Below are 20,989 nucleotides of genomic sequence, written 5' to 3'. Positions count from 1 at the left end.
GAAGCGGAGCGACATGAGCGAGCGAACGGCGGCGGTGCCCGCGCAGGGCCCGGCGAATCTCGCCGACATCCTCGAACGGGTGCTCGACAAGGGCATCGTCATCGCGGGCGACATCCGCGTCGACCTGCTCGACATCGAGCTCCTCACCATCCGGCTGCGGCTGATCGTCGTCTCCGTCGACAAGGCGAAGGAGATGGGGATCGACTGGTGGGAGAGCGACCCCTCGCTCTCCTCCCGCGCACGCCGCGCGGAGTCCGTGGAGAGGAACGGTGACGACATCGGCCGCCTGGCGGCGCGCGTCGCCGAACTGGAGAAACGGACCGGACCGGAGGAAGGGACCGGGCCTGAAGAACAGGCCGGGCCTGAGGAACGGACCGGACCGCGGAAACGGGCCGGGCGGCAGAAACGGACCGGGCCGGAGGAACGGCAGGAGGAATCAGGGTGACGAGCACCGCCCCGCGCTATCTGTACGCCTACGCCGTCGTCCGGGCGTCCGGCGCCGTCGCCGGCGCCCTGGACACCGTGTCCGGCGTCGCCGGCGGGCGCGTGCGCGCCCTGCACCACCGGGACCTCATGGTCCTCGCCGGTCCGGTGCCGGCGGCGGACCACGGCGAGGAGCAGCTGGCGGCGAATCTGGAGGACCTCGACTGGCTGGAACGCACGGCCCGCGCCCACCAGCGGGTGATCAGTGCGGCCGCCGACGTGGCCCCGGGCGTCCTGCCGCTGCGCCTGGCGACGGTCTTCCACGACGAGGCGGGCGTCCGCGCCATGGTGGACGCCCGCCACGAACAGCTGCGTGCGGCCCTCGACCGGCTGGACGGCTGCACCGAATGGGGCGTCAAGGTCTACGCCCTCGGCACGGCGCCGCCCGCGGAGACGGCCACCGCGCCACGCGGGAACGGACCGCACGAGAACACGCCGCGCGCCGCCACGTCCGGCCGCGACTACCTCCGCCTCCGCGCCGCCGAACGGCGGGCGGCCCAGGAGGGAGCACGGCACGAGGACGAGGTCGCGCGTGGTATCCACTCCGCCCTCACGGCCCTCGCCCGGGAGAACCGGCTCCACCCGCCGCAGAATCCCCGGCTCTCCGGCCGGACGGGACGCAACGTCCTCAACGCCGCCTATCTCGTGGGCCGCGAGGACGGCTCCCGCTTCACGTCGGCCGTAGCCCGGCTGGCGGAGCGCGCCCCGGACGACGGGATGCGCGTGGACCTGACCGGCCCCTGGGCCCCGTACTCCTTCGCCGGGGCCGCCGGGACTGCCGGGACCGACGCTGCCGGGACTGCCGGGGCCGACGGGGCCGGCATCACCGCGGAGGTCCCGTGACCGGCAGCGACCGGCCCGCCGAACGCGGCCCCGCCCTGGTCGACCTGCTCGACCGGCTCCTGGCGGGCGGCGTCGTGATCGCCGGCGACCTCACTCTGCGGATCGCCGACGTCGACCTCGTCCGCATCGACCTGCACGCCCTCATCAGCTCCGTCAACGCGGCGGTGCCCGCACCGTGGGAGGCCGGGTCATGACGCGCCGGGTGGAGCTGGACCGGGACACGGCGGAGCGCGATCTGGCCCGCCTGGTGCTGACCGTCGTGGAACTGCTGCGGCAGCTGATGGAACGGCAGGCGCTGCGCCGCGCCGAGGCGGGCGACCTCACCGAGGAGCAGGAAGAACGGATCGGCCAGACCCTCATGGCCCTCGCCCGGCACATGGAGGAGCTGTGCGCCCTGCACGGCCTCCGGCCGGAGGACCTCAACCTCGACCTGGGGCCGCTGGGAACACTGCTATGAGCCTGTAAGCCTCGCTGCTGTGAGCCTTCGGGCAGGCGGCGCCTCCAGGAACAGATCGCTTCCGGGATCCTTGACGCGGTGAGCGCGGCGCCCGGCGGGACGGACCGCCCGCGCGACGCGCGACGCCGGGCCGGTTGTCACCAACCGGCCCGGCCCGCGTTTCCCGCTCCAGTCGCCCCCTAAGCGCCGCGCTCGCCGGCCCCGGGTGCTGCGCCCGGCTCGCCTTCCGGCTCCTCGATGGCCAGGGGTTCGGCGTCGCGCCACTCCTCGGTCCGGGTCGGCCGGCCCGACCGGGTCAGTTCCTGCACTTCCCTCTTCAGCTCGTCGTCCCGCTTGGCGCCGTGCTTGCTGCTTCCCCGGTCCATCGTGCGTTCCTCCTGGTGACCACAGGTGCTGGAACCCGTCGGGTGCCCGGGCTCCGCCCGCCTAAACCGGCCGGCGGCCCCCGCGGACCGGCCTGCGGCCCCCGCCGGGAAAGCACGGACCGGCCGGGTCAGGCATACCCGCTGGTCAATCGCACCGGGATGTCGCGCAGAGCTGCCACTGTGCCGGCCACCATCCGCGCGGCATGCCGTCATCCGGGGCCGCTTCGGTGATCTGCCAGTAGCGGTCGCGGTTCCACTCGCGGGCGGTCACCTTCAGCCGGCGGTCGGGCAGTTCGGTGACGGTGCTCGGCTGGCCCAGGCCCACGATGTCCTCGGGCACCTTGCCCATGGCGGCCACCGGGCGCCAGACGCCGTCGGAGCTCAGCTGGGTGCGCGACTCCATGGACCGGTCCGGCTTGCCGGAGGACGCCATGGCTATGAGCGTCCCGTTCGACCTTTTGAAGAGCACGAGGAAGCCGTGGTAGGGCGACGGCTGGAGGCCGAAGTCCTCCGGCGCGGACCACGGCCCGCCCGCCGCTCCCTGCACGGAGTGGCAGAAGCCGCCGTGATCGAGCCAGAAGACCTCCAGGCCGCCCGCGGCGTTCTCCGTGGCGGTCACGAAGCTCGCCTTGGGGCCGACCGTGCCGGAGCTCACCCGCTCCCAGGCCCCGTAGGGCCCGCCGGGAGCGTTCTGCCCGCGGTGCCACACGAACGGCAGTCCTTGCGTCGCGGTGGCGTCGTAGAAGACCTGGAACTGGTCGGTCCGGCCGTCGGCGCGCGGAACCTCCACCGGGCCTCCGGACGGAGCCGTCGCAATGCCCTGCGCAGCCGTGTCCATGCTGCAGGCGCCCACTGTCGCGGCGGCCTGGGCGGCGGGCGCCGCGGGCGCGGCCGCGAGGGCTCCGGCGCAGGCGACGGCGAGCGCGACAGCAGCACGAGTGACTCTCCGGAAGGCTCTCCCCATGGGCCAGGTCCTACCCCACCAGGCCCCGTCCGTAAACGAGTTCGCACCTCACCGCGCGCGAACCGGCAGCACCGCACCGACCGGGCGTCGGTACCCTCCGGAGCGCACCTTGAGGCCGCGTCAGACGTAGCCCTCGGGGATCGTCTTCGCAACGGCTGCGGCGAGTGCGGCGAGGACGCCGGGCCCGTCGACCTCCCCCGCGCCACCGGTGTACTCCTTCGGCAGGGTCACCTCGACCCAGGCCGCGCGGTGGGTGGCCAGGAAGCGGACGCCGCCGTCCTCCTGCTGCTCCGGGAACCACGCAATGCCGCCGATGTCCCACGCCGCCGCGTACCGGTCGTAGCTCCTGGAGCCGACCATGAGGACTTCGGGGTGCGGCACTCCGCAGCGCAGGAAGACGGCCGGTTCACCCCACTGCGCCGTGAACTCCGACGCGGGCCGGGAGGCCCGCCGCTCCAGACCCGCCACGGCGGTGGGCAGCGCGGCATGCAGAGCACGGCAGTGGGCGGCCTCCCGCGCCGACGGCCGGGGCACGGCACGGGCCGCGGCACCGGCCGTCGACGACGAGCCGGCGACCACGAGGAGCGCCCCGACGACGGACAGCCCGCCCACGCGGCGGCACCAGTTCTTCACCGCGTGATCATATGCCGCCACAAATGAGGCCGGACGGCACTTAAGTGGAACCAGTCGGTCCATCCGGGGCGGATGCGCCGGGCGAGGAACTCGCCGTCGCGGACCCGGCTCGACCGGTGGGAGCCGGCGCTGAACTCGGCGGAGCCCGACCGCAAGGCCGACGTCACCAGCCCCCGCGCCATCGGCCGGACCTACGCGCGCCTCGTCCTCGGCGACGTGCTCGACCCCGCGGACCGCAAGCGCCTGACCGGCTGGCTGCTCGCCAACACCACCAGCACCGAGAAGTTCAGGAAGGGCGTCCCGGCGGGCTGGACCGTGGCGGACAAGACGGGCGCCGGCTCGTACGGGACGAGCAACAACGTGGGCATCGTCCGGCCCCCGAACGGGGCGCCGATCGTCATGTCCGTCCTCACGACCAAGCACGAAGCCGGCGCCCAGGGGGACAGCCCCCTCGTCGCCAGGACCGCCGAAATCCTGGCGGCGGCCCTCGGCTGACGGGAACGGAGTCCGCACGGCTCCTGACAGCCCGGCACTCGCCTCCGACGGGCCGTCAGGAGCCGTTCACGGATGGGGAACCACCGCTACGGGGCACGGCGCGTGGTGCAGGACCGCATGGGCCACGTGCCCGATGCGCTGGATGCCGTAGAGGCCGGAGACGTGGCGTCCGACGACCATGAGGGAGGCGCGTCCGCAGACGGACAGGAGCACTTGCGCCGCGCTCCCCATCTCCACGTGCTCGACGATGCGGACCTGCGGGTACCGCGCGCGCCACGGCCCGAGCGCGTCGGTCAGCCGCTTCTCCTCGAGCGCGGCGAGGCCCCCGGATTCGTCGGCCAGCCGCATGGAGCCGGGTCCCCAGTCGGTGACCGGGGGAAGCGTCCAGGCGCGTACGGCCCGCAGCGTCGCTCCGCGTGCGGCCGCGGCGGCGAAGGCGAACTCCAGGACGCCGTCGGCCTCCTCCCCCACACCGGCCAGCACCTCCTCGTCCGCCGTCCCCGTCTCCCCCGGCCCCGCTTCCGCCGTCCCCGTTCCGATCGCCTCGGCCGCCTCCTGCGCCCCGCCGCGGCTGCGCACGAGGACGACCGGTCCTCTGGCCTGGCGCAGCACGTGCAGGGCGATGGAGCCGATCAGATAGCCGATCAGTGCTCCGTGGCCGCGCGAGCCGAGGACGAGCATGTCGGCCTCGGCCGCCTCGGCGACGAGCGCGGGCACCGGGTCGGCCGGCAGGAGCCGGGCCGTGACGGGCAGGCCGGGGCGCTGCCCGGCCACCCGGGTCACGGTCTCCCGCAGCAGGCTCTCGGCCCAGCGCTGCTGCGCTTCGGTGTCCACGGTGACCGGGAGGTCCAGGGGCCGCCGGACCCAGGCGTGGACCAGGCGCAGCTCCGTGCCCCGGCGCGCCGCCTCGGCGGCGGCCCAGTCCGCCGCGGCTCCGCCGTGCTCGCTGCCGTCCACGCCAACGGTGATCACGCCGGTCACAGGGCCTCCATGGGGCGGGCGAAGTTTTTCTCGTCCCGGCCACTGTCCGGCCGCGGGCGGCCCCGGGGCAGGGGCCGCAGCGACCGGCCACACGGACGAGTGACTCCGCCTGGACATCACGGCACCCGGCAGCTCCGGATGCCGCCGGCCGGCGGAACGGGTCCCGGCGTCACCTCCCCGCCTTCGACAGCGAGCACGTGGCCTTCGCCGTCTTGCCGGGGTCGCTCTCGGAGCGTGCCGTGAGGGTGACGGTTCCCTTGCGGTCGGCGCCGGGCTTGGCGGTGACGGCGACGTCGACGGGGACGGAGGTGCCGGAGGCCGCGGCGGACAGGCGGTTGGGGAGCCAGGCGGACCAGCCGCGCCCCGTGGCCGTGGCGGACAGGCGGTAGACGTCGGAGGACGGGGCCGGATCGCCCTGCGGAGCGGCCTTCCCGGTGTTGGCGAGGCCGAAGGTGCACACGGCGCGGCCCCGCTCGGGTCCGCGCTTCACCGTGCCCTTGCCGAGGGCGACACCGCGGACCTGCGGCCCCGCGCCGTCCAGGGACTTGACGCCGATGTCGTAGGAGAGCACGCCGGTGGCGTCGCGCTGGACGTTCAGGACGTAGAAGTGCAGCCGGTTCGCCTCGTCGGTGTACTCGTAGGAGCTGCCCGAGTCGGCGCCGGCGTGGAAGAGGGCGTCGCTGAGCTGCCGGTAGTCCCCCACGGTGATCTTCTGCGGGGTGCCGTCGGGGCGGGTGAAGTCCACCAGGCCGATGTCCTCGGGGTGGGCGTCGACGACCCAGGCGAACGGGGCGCGGTCGGCGTTCTTGGTCTTGCTGAGGAGGACTCCGCTGTCGGGGGTGAAGGAGTCCGTGCCCATGCGGTCGACGACCTCGACGGTGTAGTTGTCGTAGCCGCCGCCGTCGCACAGGGGGTCGGTGGTGCGGTCGCACGCCGGGGACAGGTCGCGGCCCATGCTGATGTTGACGCCGGTCAGCCCCTTCTCACCGGGCGGGGCGGAGCGGGCGGTGACGCGGGCGACGACGAGGCCGGAGTTCTTGAGGGCGTCGCGGTCGAGGCGGAGGACGTTCTTCTCGTCGACGATGCCGAGTTTCATCTTGTCGCGCAGGACGTGCTGGGCGCCCATGGAGCCGCCGGCGGTGGCGGGTATCTGCCAGCGGTTGTGCGGTCCGCCGGGGCCGTTGAACGAGCCGCGGGAGAGCATGCCCCAGATGCCGGTGTAGGAGCGGCTGAGCGGCGTCCCGTAGGGGTTGTTGTAGTTGTCGCCGATGCCCAGGATATGGCTGAGTTCGTGGGCGAAGGTGGCCATGCCGGAGCTCTCGGCCTGGGTGGAGGAGCCGTCCGCGGCGTTGGGCCAGATGCGGGCGGCCGCCTGCCAGGACGTCCACGGCACGTAGCGGGTCTTGGCGGCGTTGAGGCCGGAGGCGAGGGGCGACGGGGGTCCCCAGGCGGCCGGCACGTCCTGTGCGGACCGGAACTTCATCGGCCCGAACTCCTGCCAGGCCGAGGACTCGTCCACGCCGGCGGTGAGGTAGAAGACGAAGTCGAACTCGCTCGCCCTGCCGGCGCCCACGTCGGCGATCCAGGCCCGTTTGCCGTCGGCGCGGATGTCCTTGCCGCAGGTGTCGCCGACGGGGCAGGCGCCGGGGTTCATGCCGGGCTCGATGCCGTACTGGTACGACTTCCCCGGCATGCGGTAGGCGCCGAAGGCGGTCAGGCCGACGCCGAAGCGGCCGCCGGAGTCCTCCATCCAGTACTCGTTGATGGTGTGCCCGTGGTTGAGCGCACCGGGCTTGTTGAGGAAGTCCTCGTAGAACCGGGCCAGCCGGTCGCGCGGGATGCCGGACGCGCTGGGCAGCGGGTTGCCGAACCGGGCGGCCCCGGCGGGCTTGGTGACCGAGAAGTCCTCGTCGGGGTAGTCCAGCAGGACGAGCGCTCCCTTGAACTTGCGCTGCGTGGGCACGCGGGCGGGGTTCGCCCAGTCCGTACCGGGGACGGAGCGGTACTCGGCCCAGGTCATGTCGTCGGGGTTGCGCCAGTGCTGCGGGTCGATCGGCTGGACGAGGGGCAGCGGGCCCCGGGAGGCGGCGTCGGGCGTCGCCCGGGCGGGCCCGGCGGCGACGGCGGCGACGACGCCGAGGAGGAGGGCGACGACACTGAGTCGGCGCAGTCGACGGGCGCGTCTGCGGCGCAGGAACACGGCTCACCTCTTGCCTGGAGTCATCGGTCACGGGTGGCGGGACGCGGGAATGACGGGCAACAGCAGGGCGGGGCGCGGAACGTGGGACACAAGACGCCCGGTGGATGTCAAGTTCATGACAAGCCCTTGGCTTCGGCGCGGAGAAACGCGCCCGTGCCCACGGGCCACGGTAGAGCCGGGGTCAGGTGCGACGCCAGAGCGCCTACGTGACCCCGGTGCTGCCGCGCGGCACCCTCAGCGGGCTCCGCTCACCCGCCGTTCAGCACGATCCGGTAGGCGCAGAGCCCGGCCACGCCGACGACGCACGCGATCACGACCCAGGAGCCGAAGCCCGTGTGGCGGCTCCGTCGCCCGGAGCGGTCCTTCGGGGCCTTCGCCTTCTTCCCGGCCTTCGGGCGGCCGCCCCTCGCCGCGGCCGGGTCGCTCGGCGCGGCGGCGGCCGCGGTGTCGGCGAGGAGGCGGCGGCAGGCCGCGGCGAGCTCGCCCATGCCCGCCGACAGCGGCACGACCGCCTCCGAGCGCGCCGGAGCGGTGGTGCCGCCGTCCAGGATGCGCCCGGCGCGGACGAGGATCTCGTCGCTGCCGCCGCTGGGAGCGAGGCTGATCCAGCGCTGCACGTGCTCGCCCCGGATCACCACCTCCCCCGCCCGGTCCCGGTAGACGATGTACTCCCGCCACAGCAGCCCGGCCAGCTCTTCCGCGGTCTCTCTCAGTCTCGCCCTCATGTGGTCCCCCCACGGCTCATCGATTCGAACAAACGCCGCATTCTAGCGGTGGGCTGACGGACCGATGACCGATGGGCCCCGGCGCGACGGGCTTCCCGGCGCGCCCGGGGCCGAGGGAACGCCGCATGGGGCGGCGTCAGCGCCCTTGCAGCGCTTTCACGTTGTCACCGAAGCTCCACCCCTTCGAGCCGTCCCAGTTGACCGACCAGGTCATGAGCCCTTTCAGGCCGTTGCGGTACGCGTTCCAGGCCTGCGCCACCAGTCCGGGCGTCATGTAGCCGCCCCCGGCGCCGGGTTGCGCGGGCAGGCCGGGAACCTGCTTGTCGTACGGAACCCTGATCGTGGTGCCCTGGACGACGAGGCCCTTGTCGAGGCAGTCGGTCTGCGCGGTGAAGCCCTCCACCGTCCCGGCGGAGTACGAATCCCCGGAGCAGCCGTACATGTTGCCGTTGTAGTACTGCATGTTCAGCCACCAGAGGCGGCCGTTGTCGGCGTACTTCTTCACGACCGGCAGGTAGGCGCCCCAGATCGATCCGTACGTCACGCTGCCGCCCGTGACGTACGCCGTCTCCGGCGCCATCGTCAGGCCGAAGCCCGCGGGCATCCGGGCGAGCACGCCGTCGATGATGCGGATGAGGTTGGCCTGCGAGGCCGACAGGGTGCCGATGCTGCCGCTGCCGGTGAGGCCGGTCTCGATGTCGATGTCGATGCCGTCGAAGTTGTACGCCTTGAGGATCGGCACCACGGTCTCCACGAACCGGTCGGCGACCGCACTGGAGCCGAGGTCGATGCCGGCCGCCGCACCGCCGATCGACATCAGGATCGTGGCGCCCGCGGCCTTGGCCCGGCACATCTCGGCCGGGGTGGGGACCTTCACCGTCGCGTCCATCCCGTCCTCCCACAGCACCGTGCCGTCCGGGTGGATGACGGGGAAGGCCGCGTTGATCACGTTGTAGCCGTGCTCGCGGATCCGGGGGTCGGTGACCGGAACCCAGCCGAACGGCGGGTGGACGCCGTTCGCCGCGCCGTCCCAGTTCTCCCAGTAGCCCTGGAGCACCTTGCCCGCGGGTCTCGGCTGCACGGGACAGGTGCCGGCCCCGGGCACGTCACCTGCCGCTTGCCGATGCGCCGTCACCTCCGTACGCGCCTCGGTCCGCACGCCTTGCGCCGCCTGCCCGAGGAGGGCAACGGCCGCGACCAGGCCGGCCCCCAGCAGACGCACCATCCGACCGGTCATGCCCGACCCCCTCGACGAGGACACTCGAAAGGAGTCGCACGCTAAAACCGCTCCAGGCCGCCGTCAATAGGTCTGGACCAAGCCGGAAGGGTCAAGGCCGGAAGGGGCAAAGCCTGATGGGTGGCCGGAGGGGTCAGGGGCTGACGGCCAGGACGACGTAGGCCGCCAGGAGCGAGAGGTGCAGCCCGCCCTGCAGCGGGGTCGCGCGGCCGGGGATCACGGTCAGGGTGCCGACGGCGACCGTGAGGGTGAGGAGCACCATGTGCGTGGCGCCGAGGCCGAGGACGAGCGGGCCCGGGAGCCACACGGAGGCCACCGCGACCGCGGGAATGGTCAGGCCGATGCTGGCCATGGCCGAGCCGAGGCCGAGGTTGAGGCTGGTCTGGACGCGGTCGCGGCGGGCGGCGCGCAGGGCCGCGATGGTCTCGGGGAGGAGGACCAGCAGCGCGATGACGACGCCGACGACCGAGGCCGGCAGGCCGGCGGCGGCCACGCCGGACTCGATGGCCGGGGAGACGCCCTTGGCCAGGCCGACCACCGAGACCAGGGCGACGCCGAGCAGGCCCAGGCTGGTGAGGGCGGTCCGGGCCGGCGGCGGTCCGGCGTGGTGGTCGCCGGAGTCGATGACCTCGCCCTCGGCGGTCACCGGCAGGAAGTAGTCGCGGTGCCGTACGGTCTGCGTCGCGACGAACAGGCCGTAGAGGACGAGCGAGGCGGAGGCGGCGAAGACGAGCTGGGCCGGGGAGAACCGCGGCCCGGGCGTGCTGGTGGTGAAGGTCGGCAGGGCCAGGCTCAGGCCCGCCAGCGTCGCCACCGTCCCGAAGGCGGCGCCGGTGCCCTCCGCGTTGAACACCGCGACCCGCCGTCTGAGCGCGCACACCAGCAGGGACAGGCCGACGATCCCGTTGCAGGTGATCATGACGGCGGCGAAGACCGTGTCACGCGCCAGGGAGCTGCTCTTGTCGCCGCCGTCGGCCATCAGCGTCACGATGAGGGCCACCTCGATGATCGTCACCGCGACGGCGAGGACGAGCGACCCGAACGGTTCGCCGACCCGGTGGGCGATCACCTCCGCGTGGTGCACGGCGGCGAGCACCGCCCCGGCCAGGCAGCAGCTCACCAGGGCCACCAGCCCGGCGGACAGCGACCGTCCCCACGTGAGCGCCAGCACGAGGGCGGCGAGCCCCGGTACGACGGCCGGCCAGCGCTCGGCAAGCAAGCGGAACCGAGAGTTCATAGGGGCAAGCTTCGCAGATCGCCCATCGACTCCCGGCACAACGGAAGAGAGGCCGTCCGTGGTGGACGGCCTCTCTTCGAGGACGTGGAGCTAAGGAGAATTGAACTCCTGACCTCCTGCATGCCATGCAGGCGCTCTACCAACTGAGCTATAGCCCCGTGTTCAGATGTTCTGCTTGCCGCCCGGTTTCCCTGGCGACGCAGACAATATTACATGACGGCAGCGGGCCATCGGCACTGCAATTGACGGTGCTCCGTACGCGTGACGGTGCCCGGTGCCGGGGCCCGGATCGCCGATACGGCAGGTGTGCGGGGAGGTCACCGAGAAGGTAAGCAGTACTCATGCCCCTTCAGCGCAGGTTGTCCGGCCTCGGACGGTGGTGGCGCGCCGGCCACTCGCTGGTCCTCGTGCCCCTGGGGCTCATCGCGCTGGTCGTGGTCGTCGACCTCCTGACGCCGCCCGACATCCACCTGGGCCCCCTCCTCGTCGCCGCCCCGGCCATCACCGCGGCCTTCGAGGGACCCGCGCTGACCGGCCTCATCGGGGCCCTCGCCGTGACCGCCCAGGTCATGATCGGGATCTTCCACGGGGGGCTGACGACCCCGAACCACCAGGCCCAGGTGGCCGCGCTGCTCCTCATCTCCGTCTTCCTGGTGTTCTTCCGCCGGGCCCAGGCCCGGCACGAGCAGCAGCTGAACCAGGCGCGCTGGGTGGCCGAGGTGGCCCGGCAGGTGCTGCTGCGGCCCGTCCCGTCGCGGCTGGGCCCCCTGCGGATCGCGGCGCTCTACGCCCCCGCCGAGGCCGAGGCCCGGATGGGCGGCGACCTGTACGCCGCCGCGCGGACCGACCAGGGCACCCGGGTCATGATCGGCGACGTGCGCGGCAAGGGCCTCCCGACGATCGGGGACGCCGCCTCCCTCCTCGGCGCGTTCCGCGCGGCGGCGCACCGCAACCCGCCGCTGCCGCGGCTGGTGGCGCACCTGCAGAACGCCACCTACTGGGACATGGCCGAGCCGCGGAACGGTGCGGCGACGGGAGAGGGCTTCATCACCGCCGCGGTCGTGGACATCCCCGACCACCAGCCGGTGGTCCGGCTGATCAACTGCGGGCACCCTCCCCCGCTCGTCCTCGGCCGGGACGGGGTCGCCACCCTGGCGGTGGCCGAGCCCGCGCTGCCGCTCGGCCTGGCCGGCGGTCTGACGGAGGAGGACTACGAGTCGGAGTCGTTCCCGTACCGCCCGGGCGACGTCCTGCTGCTCTACACGGACGGCGTCATCGAGACCCGGGACGCCGCCGGACGGTTCTACCCCCTCGCCGACCGGGTCGCCGCGTGGAAGGAGTCCGGCCCGGACGGGATCGTGCAGCGCCTCCACCGCGACCTGATCGCCTACGCGGGCCGGCCGCTCGACGACGACGTGGCCGTCATGGCCATCGAGCGCCTCCCGCAGGACTCCGCGTGACGTCTCGCGCGCGTCTCCGCCGTCACCCGTTTGCACGGACGGCACCAGCCGAAATGCGCGCGTCCGGCGCGGGGCCCGCGAGGCCGCCGGGACGGCTGCAACAGCGGCAGCCGTACGTATCGGTATGCGCATGCGTGCCGGCCTCGCAACACCGGACCGCGTCCGGACAGCAGCGTCGCGGTCAGCTTCCGGCGCGGGGCGCCGCACTCCCGCCGGCGCGTGCCGGCCTCAGCCGGCCGGGGTCTCCGCAGGGCCGCCCGCACCCGGGATCACGAATCCGCACTCGTAGGCGAGGATCACGGCCTGCGTGCGGTTGCGGGCGCCCAGTTTGGCCAGGAGGTTGCTCACGTGGGTCTTCACGGTCTCCAGGCTGACCACGAGCGTGCCGGCGATGTGCGGGTTCGACAGGCCCCTCGCCATGAGGCGGAGGATCTCGGCCTCGCGGGCCGTGAGCGCGGGCACGCCGCGCGCGGGGCGGGGCGGCGGGCCGGGGCGGGCGGCCACGAGGCGGCGGACGGCGTCCGGGAAGAGGACGGAGTCGGTCGTGGCGACCAGGCGCAGGGCCTGGGCGATCTGTTCCGACGGCGCCCGTTTGAGGACGAAGCCGCTCGCGCCGGCGCGCAGGGCGTCGTACACGTACTCGTCGTTCTCGAAGGTGGTGATGACCACGACCTTGGGCGGCTCGGGGAGCGCGTCCTGCAGCCGCCGGGTGGCCTCGATCCCGTCGACGCCGGGCATGCGGACGTCCATCAGCACGACATCGGGCCGCAAGGAGGCGGCGAGGGCCAGCGTCTCGGCGCCGTCGGCGGCCTCGCCGATCACGTCGAGGCCGGGGCGGGCGGAGAGCAGGGTCCGCAGGCCGGTGCGGGGAAGTTCCTCGTCGTCGGCGATGAGGACGGTGACGGTCGTGGTCATGGGGCCGACCGTAGCGGGATGCGTGCCGTGAGCAGCCAGCCGGTGCCGGCGGGGCCCGGGCCGCAGGAGACCTCGCCGCGCAGGAGGTGCACGCGCTCGGCGATGCCGGTGACCCCCTGCCCGCCTCGCGCCGCTCCGGTACGGGCGCGGCCTGCGCTGAGACGGCCGGCCGGCGCGGCGAACCGGCGGCCGACCGGGTCGGCCGCCGGGTTGGCCACCTCCACCTCCAGCCACGCCGCCGTCGCCGCGACCCGCAGCCGGACAGGAGCGGAGCGGCCGCCGTGCCGCAGGGCGTTGGTGAGTCCTTCCTGAACGATCCGGTACGCCTCGCGGGACACCGCCGCGGGTACGGCCGTCAGGTCACCGGTGATGCCGGCGTCGACGTCCGTCCCGGTCCGGCGGACGCGGTCCACCAGGGCGTGCAGGTCGGTCAGGGAGAACGGCGGTGCCGTCCGGGCGACCCGGCCCTCGCGGAGGACGCCGAGGACGTGGTCGAGGTCGTCCATGGCCGCGCGCGAGGCCTCCTCCAGGCCCGTGAGGGCGCGGCGGGCTGCCGCGGGGTCGGTGTCCATGAGCTCCTTCGCGACCGCGGCCTGGATCGTGGACGCGGTCAGGGCGTGGCCCATCGAGTCGTGCAACTCCTGGGCGAGCCGGTTGCGTTGCGCGAGCAGCCGCACGTGTCCTTCGAGTGCGGCGAGCCGCTCGTCGGGGCGCGGCCCGAGCAGCGGCGGGGCCGCCAGCCGGAGCAGTGCGGCCGCCCCCGCGCCCGCGCCCCACGCCGACGCCAGAAGCGCGGCGGCGGCCACCGGTGTCCACAGCCCGGCCGCACCGCCCGCCACGTCGGTGGGCACGAGCAGGGTGATCCGGTCTCCGCCGCGGAGCCAGACGGCGGGCAGGGCGACGGCGGCCATCACCAGGAAGACGGTGACGACGAGCGACGCGCCGCCCACGAGCGCGTGCAGGACGAGCCACACGCCGGTACGGAAGCGGTGCGGCCGCGCGGCCCCGTCCTCCGCCGGTCCCGGAGCGCCGAGTTCCGTACCGAGCAGGCGGTCGGCCAGGCGTACGGACAGGGAACGGGAGGACGGCAGCAGGCCCGCCGCGCCGCAGAGCACCGCCCAGACGGCCAGGAGGAGTCCGGCGCGGACCGGAGCGGGCGGGCCGGCCGGGACAACGGCCGCGATCACCGGGACCGCCACCGCGAGCGGCAGGAGTCCGAAGGCGGCGCCGAGCAGCGGATGGAGCCGGCGTCCGAGGGCTTTCGCGCCGGACGGCAGGGATATGAGCGTGCGCACGCCGCGGAGTATCGCACCCGCGTCCCGGCGGAAACCTCCCCCGCAAGAGCCAGATGCGGTTTCCCCCGTGGCCGGGATGTGCGGCCCGCCCTTTCCCGGCGAAGGTTGCCGGGCACTGCACACGGCACGAACAAACAGAAAGCGGGGGCGCGTTCATGACGCCGGAGACACGGCCGGAATACGGCAGGAGGAGCATGACGAGCAGGACGGGAAAGCAGGGGGTGGCCGCTTTCCTGGTGATCTGCTTCGGGGCCAGCTGGGCCTACATCTTTGCGGCCCGTTTCGCCTGGGGCCTGTCGCTGCAGAACCCTCTGGTGCAGCTTCCCTTCGGCCTCATGCCGGCCGCAGCGGCGACCGTCGTGCGCCGCTGGGTCACCAGGGAGGGCTTCGCCGATTCCGGCCTGCGGCTGCGGTGGCGGCGCGCGTGGCCCTATTACCTCGCCGCGTGGCTCGGCCCCTTGGCCCTTACGGCCGCCACCCTCGGGCTCGCGGCGGCACTGGGGCTGTGGGCTCCGGACCTCTCCCCCCTCCGGGAGTTCGCCGGCGGAATGCCGCCGTGGGCTTTCATTCTCGTCCTCATGGCCGTGGTGCCGCTGCTGACGCCGGTCTACGCCGGTGAGGAATTCGGCTGGACCGGCTATCTGAGGCCCCGCCTGTGCCCCGGCCGCCCCGCGAGGGCCACCGCGGTCACAGCACTCGTCTGGGCGTCCTGGCACTTCCCGCTGGCCTTCACCGGGTACATCGAATTCTCCGGCGTCCCGGCGGGCCTGCTGTTCTGGACGGTTTCCTTCCTGTTCCAGGAAATGATCCTGGTCCGGCTGTACGCCGGCAGTGGGAGCGTCTGGGTCGCCAGCCTCGCCCACGCCGGGAACAACATGGTCCTCTCCCTCGTCTCGGGGGTTCTGCTGTCCGACGGCGCGGGCCTGGGCACCACATCGGTCACCCTCCTGATGACCGCCCCGATGGCCGCCACGTGCGCGGCACTCTCCGTCACGGCGAAGCTCCGGAAACGCGGTGCGCGGGAGAGCGCCGGTCCGCAGGGCCCGAACAGCGCGGACCCCGCGCACAGCGCCCCGGAGGTAACGGTTTGAACAGACCACTCCCGGAGAACTAGCTTTTGCCTCGTTAGTTCGATTAGCGAGGAAATACTTCATGCGCAAGCTCACGTCGGGCGCCGTGTCCGCCGTCATCACCATCGGCATGCTCACCGGCTGCTCGTCCACCGCCGGCAAGGGCGGTGACACCGACGGGAAGTCCCCGGCTCCGGCCGGGGCGGCGGCGCAGCAGAGCGAGAAGCCGAAGCGGGAAACCGGTAAAGAAGCCGACCCCACCGGAAAGGACGAGGCCGGCAAGAAGAAGGCCGCCGAGTGGAAGGACGGCGGCCGGGTGGGGAACGCCGGGGCGGCGTGCGAGTTCCCGGCGTCGTTCGAGGTGGCGAAGGCCTGGCAGCCCAAGGGACGTTCGGGCGAGGACGCGAAGCTGATGGCCGCGTGGCTGGGTCACAAGTCCTTCCGGGGCGCCTGTGAAATCGACGCGAAGCCCGCGGGCATGATCGGCTACATCCGCGTATGGGTGGCCCAGCAGGACGACATGTCGCCGCGCGGGGCGATGGAGGCCTTCATGGCCGAGGAGAAGCACGTCACCGAGAAGGAGTTCACCGACATCAAAGCCGGTGAATTCCCGGCCGTCGAAGTCGCCTACAAGGTGAAGAGCCCCCTTCTGGACGAGCCGAACGAGGAACACGCCTTTGCCGTGACGACGCCTAAGGGCACGACCGTCGTGCATCTCGGCGGGTTCGACAGCGCGGAGCACCGGGAGATGCTCCCGGCGTACGAGCTCGCCAAGAAGACGCTGGCCCCCGCTTCCTGAATCACGCGTGCCCGCCGAGGGCCGGCTTTCCCCGGCCCTCAGCCCGGGTCGCCGCCCATCATCCGCAGCATGTCCTTCCCGCCCGTGCGGAGGAAGCGCACCAGCAGCGCGGCGGCAAGGGCGAGGAAGGCGATGTTGAGCCAGGTGGTGTAGTTCCAGCTCACCCCTTCCGCGGGAATCGTCGCATGCGCCCGGTCGGGGACGAGGCCCAGGCCGCCGAAGGCGAATTCGACGGCGTATCCGGCGAGGACCGCGGCCACGTAGAACGTGCCCAGCAGGAAGAGGGCCGTCCGGGCGCCGTAGTACTTCCGGTAGATGTTGAGGATCGGCAGGATCAGCAGGTCGGCGAAGATGAACGCGACCACGCCGCCGAAGCTGATGCCGCCCTTCCACAGCACCACGGCCAGTGGCACGTTGCCGATGGAGCACACGAACGAGGCGATCGCGACCAGCGGGCCGACGAGCGGGCCCCAGAGCTTGGCCGCCCCGGGGTCGTCGGTGAGGAAGAACGCCTGCCAGAAGGCGTCGGGCACCCAGGCCGCGATGGCTCCGGCGATCAGCAGGCCGGCCAGCAGGTCGCGCAGGATCGCGGCCCATTCCATGACGAAGATGTGCGCGGTGGACGTGAAGCCCTCGCCGGAGAACAGGCGCCGCGCGAAGGTGCCCTCGCGCCGGACGGACATGTCCATGGACGCGTGGCCCTCCATCGAGCCGGCCACCCCGCGCCGGGCCTGCGCACGGGCCTGGCGCAGCAGCGACGGGCGGAGGAGCAGCCGGAAGAGCACCGCCAGGACGGCGATCATGAGGGGGCCGCCCACGAACTCCGCCAGGGTGAACTGCCAGCCCATGAGGAGCGCGAGGATCACCCCGAGCTCGACCACCAGGTTGGTGGAGGCGATCTCGAAGGCCATGGCGGCGGTGAAGTCGGCGCCCTTGCGGAAGAACGCCCGGGCCAGCGCGACGGCCGCGTAGGAGCAGGACGAGGAGGCCGCGCCCAGCCCCGTGGCGAGCGCCAGGGTGCGGGGGCGGGCATCGCCGAGGAGGGCGACGACGGTGGACTTGCGCACCACCGCCTGGACCACCGCGGACAGGGCGAATCCCAGGACCAGCGCCCAGGTGATCTCCCAGGCCATGGACCCGGCGATGGACAGCGCGTGCAGGATCGCCGGCATGCGCCCCAACCCTTCTCCCGGCTGACGTGGCACCTACGGCATTGTTCTGATCTTACAGATTCCGGCCTCCGATTCCGTGGGCCTGATCGAACAGGGATTCCGGCAACGTGCTGGCAGTGTCGTCTTCGTGCCGGTGGATCAGGAGTCCGGGTTCGCGCGGCAGCTTGTTGATTTCTCACTTACGCATGGAGGGGCGAGGATGAGCAGCAGCACCAGCGAGGCAGTCGTGACGGGCGTCGGGGGGATCACGCCGCTCGGCGCCGGCATCCCGGAGACGTGGCGGGCCATGGTCGCCGGGGAGTCCGGGGTGACCCGGCTCGGCGAGGAGTGGGCGGCGGGCCTGCCGGTGCACGTGGCCGGGTCGCTCCCGGTGGATCCGGTGTCGCTGCTCGGGCGCGTGGAGGCGCGCAGGTGGGACCGGTGCGAGCAGCTCGCGATGATCGGCGCGCGGGAGGCGTGGCAGGACGCCGGGCAGCCGCAGGTGGAGCCGGAGCGGCTCGCCGTGGTCATCGGCACGGGAACCGGCGGCATCCTCACCACGCTCGGGCAGGACGACGTCTTCGAGCGGTCGGGGCCGCGCCGACTCTCCCCGTACGCGGTGCCCATGCTGATGCCCAACGGCCCGGCCGCGTGGGTCAGCATGGAGCTGGGCGCGCGGGGCGGCGCGCGGACGCCGGTGAGCGCGTGCGCCTCCGGGGCCGAGGCCATCGCGATGGGCCTCGACCTCATCCGGGCGGGGCGGGCCGACGTGGTGGTCGCGGGCGGCGTGGAGGCGTCCCTGCACCCGTTCTGCATCGCCGCGTTCGCGCAGATGAAGGCCCTCTCCACGGACGACGGCGACCCCCGGGCGGTCTCGCGGCCGTTCGACGCGGGCCGCAGCGGCTTCGTCATGGCCGAGGGCGCGGGCCTGGTGGTGCTCGAGCGCGCCGGGTTCGCCCGGGCCCGCTCGGCCCGTACGTACGGGCGGCTGGCCGGTGCGGCCGTCTCCTCCAGCGCGCACCACATCACCGCCTCGGACGCGGAGGGCCAGGTGCACGCCGTCCGGACGGCCCTGCGCGACGCGGGCCTCGCGCCGCAGGACGTCGACAACGTCCACGCGCACGCCACGTCCACGGAGTCGGGGGACCTGGCCGAGGCACAGGCGATCACGGAGGCGCTCGGCGGGCACGTGGCGGTCACAGCGACGAAGTCGGTGACCGGGCACATGCTGGGGGCCTCCGGCGCGGTGGCCGCGGTCGCCGCCCTGCTCACGCTCCGGGACGGCGTGCTGCCCCCGGTCCGCAACTTCGGGGAGCCCGGCCCGGGCATCGAGCTGGACGTGGTGCACGGCGAGGCCCGCGCCGGGAACTGGTCTGCCGGGCTGGTGAACTCCTTCGGCTTCGGCGGGCACAACGTCAGCCTCGTCGTGACCCGGTGAGCGCATCACGCCATAACCGGATAAATTTGGGGGAAGTCCACGAGAGGAGACGGCATGTCCTCGAAGCGACGCCGCAAGAAGAGGGCCCGCCGCAAGGCGGCCAACCACGGCAAGCGCCCCCAGTGCTGAAGGCGGCGCGTCCCGGGCGGGCGGCGGCGCGTCAGCCGCTGTGGGCGACGCGGAAGCGGATGCCGGCGGCCTGCAGCCGTCCGGTCAGCGCGTCGCCCATGGCCGTGGCCGTCGTGACCTGCCCGGACGTCACCGGCAGGTCGTCCAGGGCCAGGCACAGCGACGCTTCCGCCAGCATCTTCGCCGTCTCGTCGTAACCCGCGTCTCCGCCCGAGACCTCGGTGAACACGCGCCGGCCCCCTCCCTCGCCCACGGCCCGCACCCGGAACCAGGCGCGGGCCCGCTGCTCCGCGTCCGGGCCCCGGCCCGGCGCGTAGCGGCCCGCCAGCCAGGACCGGAGGGGCGGCACCTGCGCGGCCACGGCCAGCACGCCCACGCCGGCCGGCCCGGCCAGGGCCATGGGCAGCGTCTTCACGGACGCGTAGTGGCGGTAGCGGAAGTCGGGGCCGTAGCGGTCCAGGGCCGCGGCCGAACGGCGGACGACCTGGGGGTCAAGCGTGGGAAGCGGCAGCGCCCACGTCCCCGTCTCCTTGCTGAACCGCGGCGCGCCCAGCGGGGCCCGGACCCGGCGCCCGGCCGGCCGCGGCTCGCACCGGCTCCGCTCGCGCGCCACGGCCAGCGCCCGGCGCTGCCTCGCGGCGATCGCCAGGGACGTGGTGAACGTCCCGCCGGAGATGAGGCCCGACGCCCGGACGAAGCCGTCGACCGTCAGCGGCACGCCTTCGGGCAGTTGCCGGACGGTGAAGTACGCGAGGAGGTCGTGCGGCATCGAGTCGAAACCGCAGGCGTGCACGATCCGGGCGCCGGTCTCCGCGGCCCGCGCGCCGTGGCGCAGGTACATGAGGTCCACGAACTCCGGCTCGCCGGTGATGTCCGTGTAGTCGGTGCCCGCTTCCGCGCACGCGGCCACCAGCTCCTGGCCGTACCAGATGTACGGGCCGACGGTCGAGGCGACGACGTGCGCGGACCCGGCGAGCGCGCGCATCGCGCCCGGGTCGCCCGCGTCCGCGGTCACCAGGTCCACCGCGGCGGCCCGTACGGGGTCGAGCGCGGCGAGCCGCTCCCGCAGCTGTTCCAGCTTCGCCCGGCCGCGTCCGGCGAGCGCCCACCGGCAGCCTTCCGGCGCGTGCGCGAGCAGGTAGGCGGCCGTGAGCTCCCCGACGAAGCCGGTCGCCCCGAAGAGCACGACGTCGTACGGCCGTTCCGGTCCTGACTGCCGGTTCATGGAGCTGCCGGCTGCTGCGATCGAAGTCACCGGTGGTGCGTCCCTTCTCGCGTGCGTTCCCGTGTCCCCCCGCTACCGGAGCCATTCTGCGCACGAAAGGCCGCCGCGGGGTACTGCGTTCGGGCAGCATGCCCGCCGCACGCCGGGCGCCCGCGAACGCGCGGCACCGCCGCTGCGCACCCGGCGGAGCCGTATGCCCATGCACGAACCGGTGGTGGGGGACGGTTCCGGTGGGTACGGAACGGCCGCTGGCTCATGCTCATTGCCGACAGTGCGGTTCTGAGGCGAACCGTTCGCCTTCTCGAAACCACGCGCAGAAACGGCAGGACGACCATGCCAGTGCACCCGCTCGCCCGGCGGTCCGCGATCCTCGTGGCCGCAGCAGCCCTGGTGGCCCTGGTCCCCGGGACGGGCCAGGCAGACTCCCCCTCACCGGCACCGATCAAGAACGAGGGGGCCGGGTGGTACCTCGACAGCGGCAGTGACACCTCCTCGGCCAAGGCCCCCGCGTACACCTCCAAGTACTCGGGCGAGGCGGCGTCGGCGCCCGGCAACCTCAAGTGGTCCTACGACCCCTCCACCAAGCTCATCAAGAACGAGGCGAACGGCTGGTACCTCGGCAGCGGCGGTGACACCTCGTCCGCCAAGTCCCCCGCGTACACGACGAAGTACACGGGCGACCCGGCGTCCGCGCCCGCGCAGCTGAAGTGGTCCTACGACGCCTCCACCAAGCTGATCAAGAACGAGGCGGAGGGCTGGTACCTGGGCAGCGGGGGCGACGACTACGGCAAGGCGCCCGCGTACACCACGAAGTACTCCGGAAGCCCGGCGTCGGCGCCGGCCCAGCTGAAGTGGGCGATAGCGTCCTAGGTTTCCCGCACGGCTCC

At 73.2% G+C, this 20,989-nt stretch carries 21 protein-coding genes, 1 tRNA gene and 1 pseudogene; 10 read left to right on the top strand and 13 right to left on the bottom strand.

Annotated features, from left to right (window positions below; all coding sequences use genetic code 11):
* The first annotated feature begins 13 nt into the window (after positions 1-13).
* Genes ACFZCD_RS08730 through ACFZCD_RS08715 form a run of 4 tightly spaced genes read left to right on the top strand, consistent with a single transcriptional unit; the run spans position 14 to position 1,783 of the window.
* Positions 14-445: a gas vesicle protein gene (locus ACFZCD_RS08730; protein WP_391829080.1), complete on the top strand. Its 432-nt coding sequence runs from the start codon at positions 14-16 to the stop codon at positions 443-445.
* Entirely contained in the window at positions 442-1,326 is an 885-nt protein-coding gene (locus ACFZCD_RS08725; RefSeq protein WP_391829079.1) for a GvpL/GvpF family gas vesicle protein, read from the top strand. Before ACFZCD_RS08730 ends, ACFZCD_RS08725 begins: the two co-directional genes overlap by 4 nt.
* Complete coding sequence (locus tag ACFZCD_RS08720; RefSeq protein WP_391829078.1) at positions 1,323-1,520, top strand: gas vesicle protein; 198 nt, start codon at positions 1,323-1,325, stop codon at positions 1,518-1,520. Before ACFZCD_RS08725 ends, ACFZCD_RS08720 begins: the two co-directional genes overlap by 4 nt.
* The gene (locus tag ACFZCD_RS08715) at positions 1,517-1,783 is read left to right on the top strand and encodes a gas vesicle protein K (RefSeq protein WP_391829077.1); all 267 of its coding nucleotides are present in this window, start codon (positions 1,517-1,519) and stop codon (positions 1,781-1,783) included. Before ACFZCD_RS08720 ends, ACFZCD_RS08715 begins: the two co-directional genes overlap by 4 nt.
* A 179-nt stretch (positions 1,784-1,962) precedes the next feature.
* Here ACFZCD_RS08715 and ACFZCD_RS08710 read toward each other — a convergent pair whose 3' ends face one another.
* From ACFZCD_RS08710 to ACFZCD_RS08700, 3 genes are all read right to left on the bottom strand, one after another.
* Positions 1,963-2,148 (bottom strand): hypothetical protein, encoded by a 186-nt coding sequence (locus ACFZCD_RS08710; protein WP_391829076.1) that lies wholly within the window; start codon positions 2,146-2,148, stop codon positions 1,963-1,965.
* 145 nt (positions 2,149-2,293) lie between these two features.
* Entirely contained in the window at positions 2,294-3,112 is an 819-nt protein-coding gene (locus tag ACFZCD_RS08705; protein ID WP_391829075.1) for a hypothetical protein, read from the bottom strand.
* A gap of 120 nt (positions 3,113-3,232) precedes the next feature.
* The gene (locus tag ACFZCD_RS08700) at positions 3,233-3,745 is read right to left on the bottom strand and encodes a DUF3515 family protein (protein WP_391829074.1); all 513 of its coding nucleotides are present in this window, start codon (positions 3,743-3,745) and stop codon (positions 3,233-3,235) included.
* A 102-nt stretch (positions 3,746-3,847) separates the two neighbouring features.
* On the opposite strand from ACFZCD_RS08700, the pseudogene ACFZCD_RS08695 reads away from it, so the two are divergent.
* Positions 3,848-4,240: pseudogene (locus ACFZCD_RS08695) on the top strand (serine hydrolase); the annotation flags it as partial.
* A 66-nt stretch (positions 4,241-4,306) separates the two neighbouring features.
* Here ACFZCD_RS08695 and ACFZCD_RS08690 read toward each other — a convergent pair.
* The 6 genes from ACFZCD_RS08690 to ACFZCD_RS08665 form a co-directional block, all read right to left on the bottom strand.
* A complete protein-coding gene (locus ACFZCD_RS08690; protein WP_391829073.1) occupies positions 4,307-5,221 on the bottom strand; it encodes a universal stress protein in 915 nt (304 codons plus the stop codon).
* 169 nt (positions 5,222-5,390) lie between these two features.
* Positions 5,391-7,421, bottom strand: a complete 2,031-nt coding sequence (locus tag ACFZCD_RS08685; protein ID WP_391829072.1) for a M6 family metalloprotease domain-containing protein — start codon at positions 7,419-7,421, stop codon at positions 5,391-5,393.
* Positions 7,422-7,669: 248 nt separating this feature from the next.
* Positions 7,670-8,146: a hypothetical protein gene (locus ACFZCD_RS08680; protein ID WP_391829071.1), complete on the bottom strand. Its 477-nt coding sequence runs from the start codon at positions 8,144-8,146 to the stop codon at positions 7,670-7,672.
* Between the two features lie 136 nt (positions 8,147-8,282).
* Positions 8,283-9,383: a chitinase gene (locus tag ACFZCD_RS08675; protein ID WP_391829070.1), complete on the bottom strand. Its 1,101-nt coding sequence runs from the start codon at positions 9,381-9,383 to the stop codon at positions 8,283-8,285.
* Between the two features lie 133 nt (positions 9,384-9,516).
* Positions 9,517-10,620 (bottom strand): calcium:proton antiporter, encoded by a 1,104-nt coding sequence (locus tag ACFZCD_RS08670; protein WP_391829069.1) that lies wholly within the window; start codon positions 10,618-10,620, stop codon positions 9,517-9,519.
* An 85-nt stretch (positions 10,621-10,705) separates the two neighbouring features.
* Positions 10,706-10,778: transfer RNA gene (locus ACFZCD_RS08665), tRNA-Ala, on the bottom strand.
* Positions 10,779-10,961: 183 nt separating this feature from the next.
* On the opposite strand from ACFZCD_RS08665, the gene ACFZCD_RS08660 reads away from it, so the two are divergent.
* Positions 10,962-12,080, top strand: coding sequence for a PP2C family protein-serine/threonine phosphatase (locus tag ACFZCD_RS08660; RefSeq protein WP_391829068.1), 1,119 nt, complete (start codon positions 10,962-10,964; stop codon positions 12,078-12,080).
* Between the two features lie 228 nt (positions 12,081-12,308).
* Here ACFZCD_RS08660 and ACFZCD_RS08655 read toward each other — a convergent pair whose 3' ends face one another.
* Both ACFZCD_RS08655 and ACFZCD_RS08650 read right to left on the bottom strand, forming a co-directional pair.
* Positions 12,309-12,995: a response regulator gene (locus ACFZCD_RS08655; protein WP_391829067.1), complete on the bottom strand. Its 687-nt coding sequence runs from the start codon at positions 12,993-12,995 to the stop codon at positions 12,309-12,311.
* On the bottom strand, positions 12,992-14,290 hold the full coding sequence (locus ACFZCD_RS08650) for a sensor histidine kinase (RefSeq protein ID WP_391829066.1): 1,299 nt from the start codon (positions 14,288-14,290) through the stop codon (positions 12,992-12,994). The genes ACFZCD_RS08655 and ACFZCD_RS08650 overlap by 4 nt, the downstream gene beginning before the upstream one ends.
* A gap of 194 nt (positions 14,291-14,484) precedes the next feature.
* On the opposite strand from ACFZCD_RS08650, the gene ACFZCD_RS08645 reads away from it, so the two are divergent.
* Positions 14,485-15,381 (top strand): CPBP family intramembrane glutamic endopeptidase, encoded by an 897-nt coding sequence (locus ACFZCD_RS08645; RefSeq protein ID WP_391829065.1) that lies wholly within the window; start codon positions 14,485-14,487, stop codon positions 15,379-15,381.
* Between the two features lie 61 nt (positions 15,382-15,442).
* The gene (locus tag ACFZCD_RS08640; protein ID WP_391829064.1) at positions 15,443-16,159 is read left to right on the top strand and encodes a lipoprotein; all 717 of its coding nucleotides are present in this window, start codon (positions 15,443-15,445) and stop codon (positions 16,157-16,159) included.
* A gap of 38 nt (positions 16,160-16,197) precedes the next feature.
* On the opposite strand, the gene ACFZCD_RS08635 is transcribed toward ACFZCD_RS08640, so the two are convergent.
* Positions 16,198-17,331, bottom strand: coding sequence for a permease (locus ACFZCD_RS08635; protein WP_391829063.1), 1,134 nt, complete (start codon positions 17,329-17,331; stop codon positions 16,198-16,200).
* Positions 17,332-17,530: 199 nt separating this feature from the next.
* Between ACFZCD_RS08635 and ACFZCD_RS08630 the strand changes: the two genes are divergently transcribed.
* On the top strand, positions 17,531-18,748 hold the full coding sequence (locus tag ACFZCD_RS08630; RefSeq protein ID WP_391829062.1) for a beta-ketoacyl-[acyl-carrier-protein] synthase family protein: 1,218 nt from the start codon (positions 17,531-17,533) through the stop codon (positions 18,746-18,748).
* 160 nt (positions 18,749-18,908) lie between these two features.
* Here the strand turns inward: ACFZCD_RS08630 and ACFZCD_RS08625 are convergent, their stop codons facing one another.
* Positions 18,909-20,102: a saccharopine dehydrogenase family protein gene (locus tag ACFZCD_RS08625; protein WP_391829610.1), complete on the bottom strand. Its 1,194-nt coding sequence runs from the start codon at positions 20,100-20,102 to the stop codon at positions 18,909-18,911.
* A 333-nt stretch (positions 20,103-20,435) separates the two neighbouring features.
* Between ACFZCD_RS08625 and ACFZCD_RS08620 the strand changes: the two genes are divergently transcribed.
* Positions 20,436-20,972 (top strand): RICIN domain-containing protein, encoded by a 537-nt coding sequence (locus tag ACFZCD_RS08620; RefSeq protein ID WP_391829061.1) that lies wholly within the window; start codon positions 20,436-20,438, stop codon positions 20,970-20,972.
* Positions 20,973-20,989: the final 17 nt, after the last annotated feature.

This window comes from Streptomyces sp. NPDC008001 (assembly GCF_042958085.1).
Taxonomy (GTDB): Bacteria; Actinomycetota; Actinomycetes; order Streptomycetales; family Streptomycetaceae; genus Streptomyces.
This window is presented reverse-complemented; position numbering and strand designations above follow the sequence as displayed.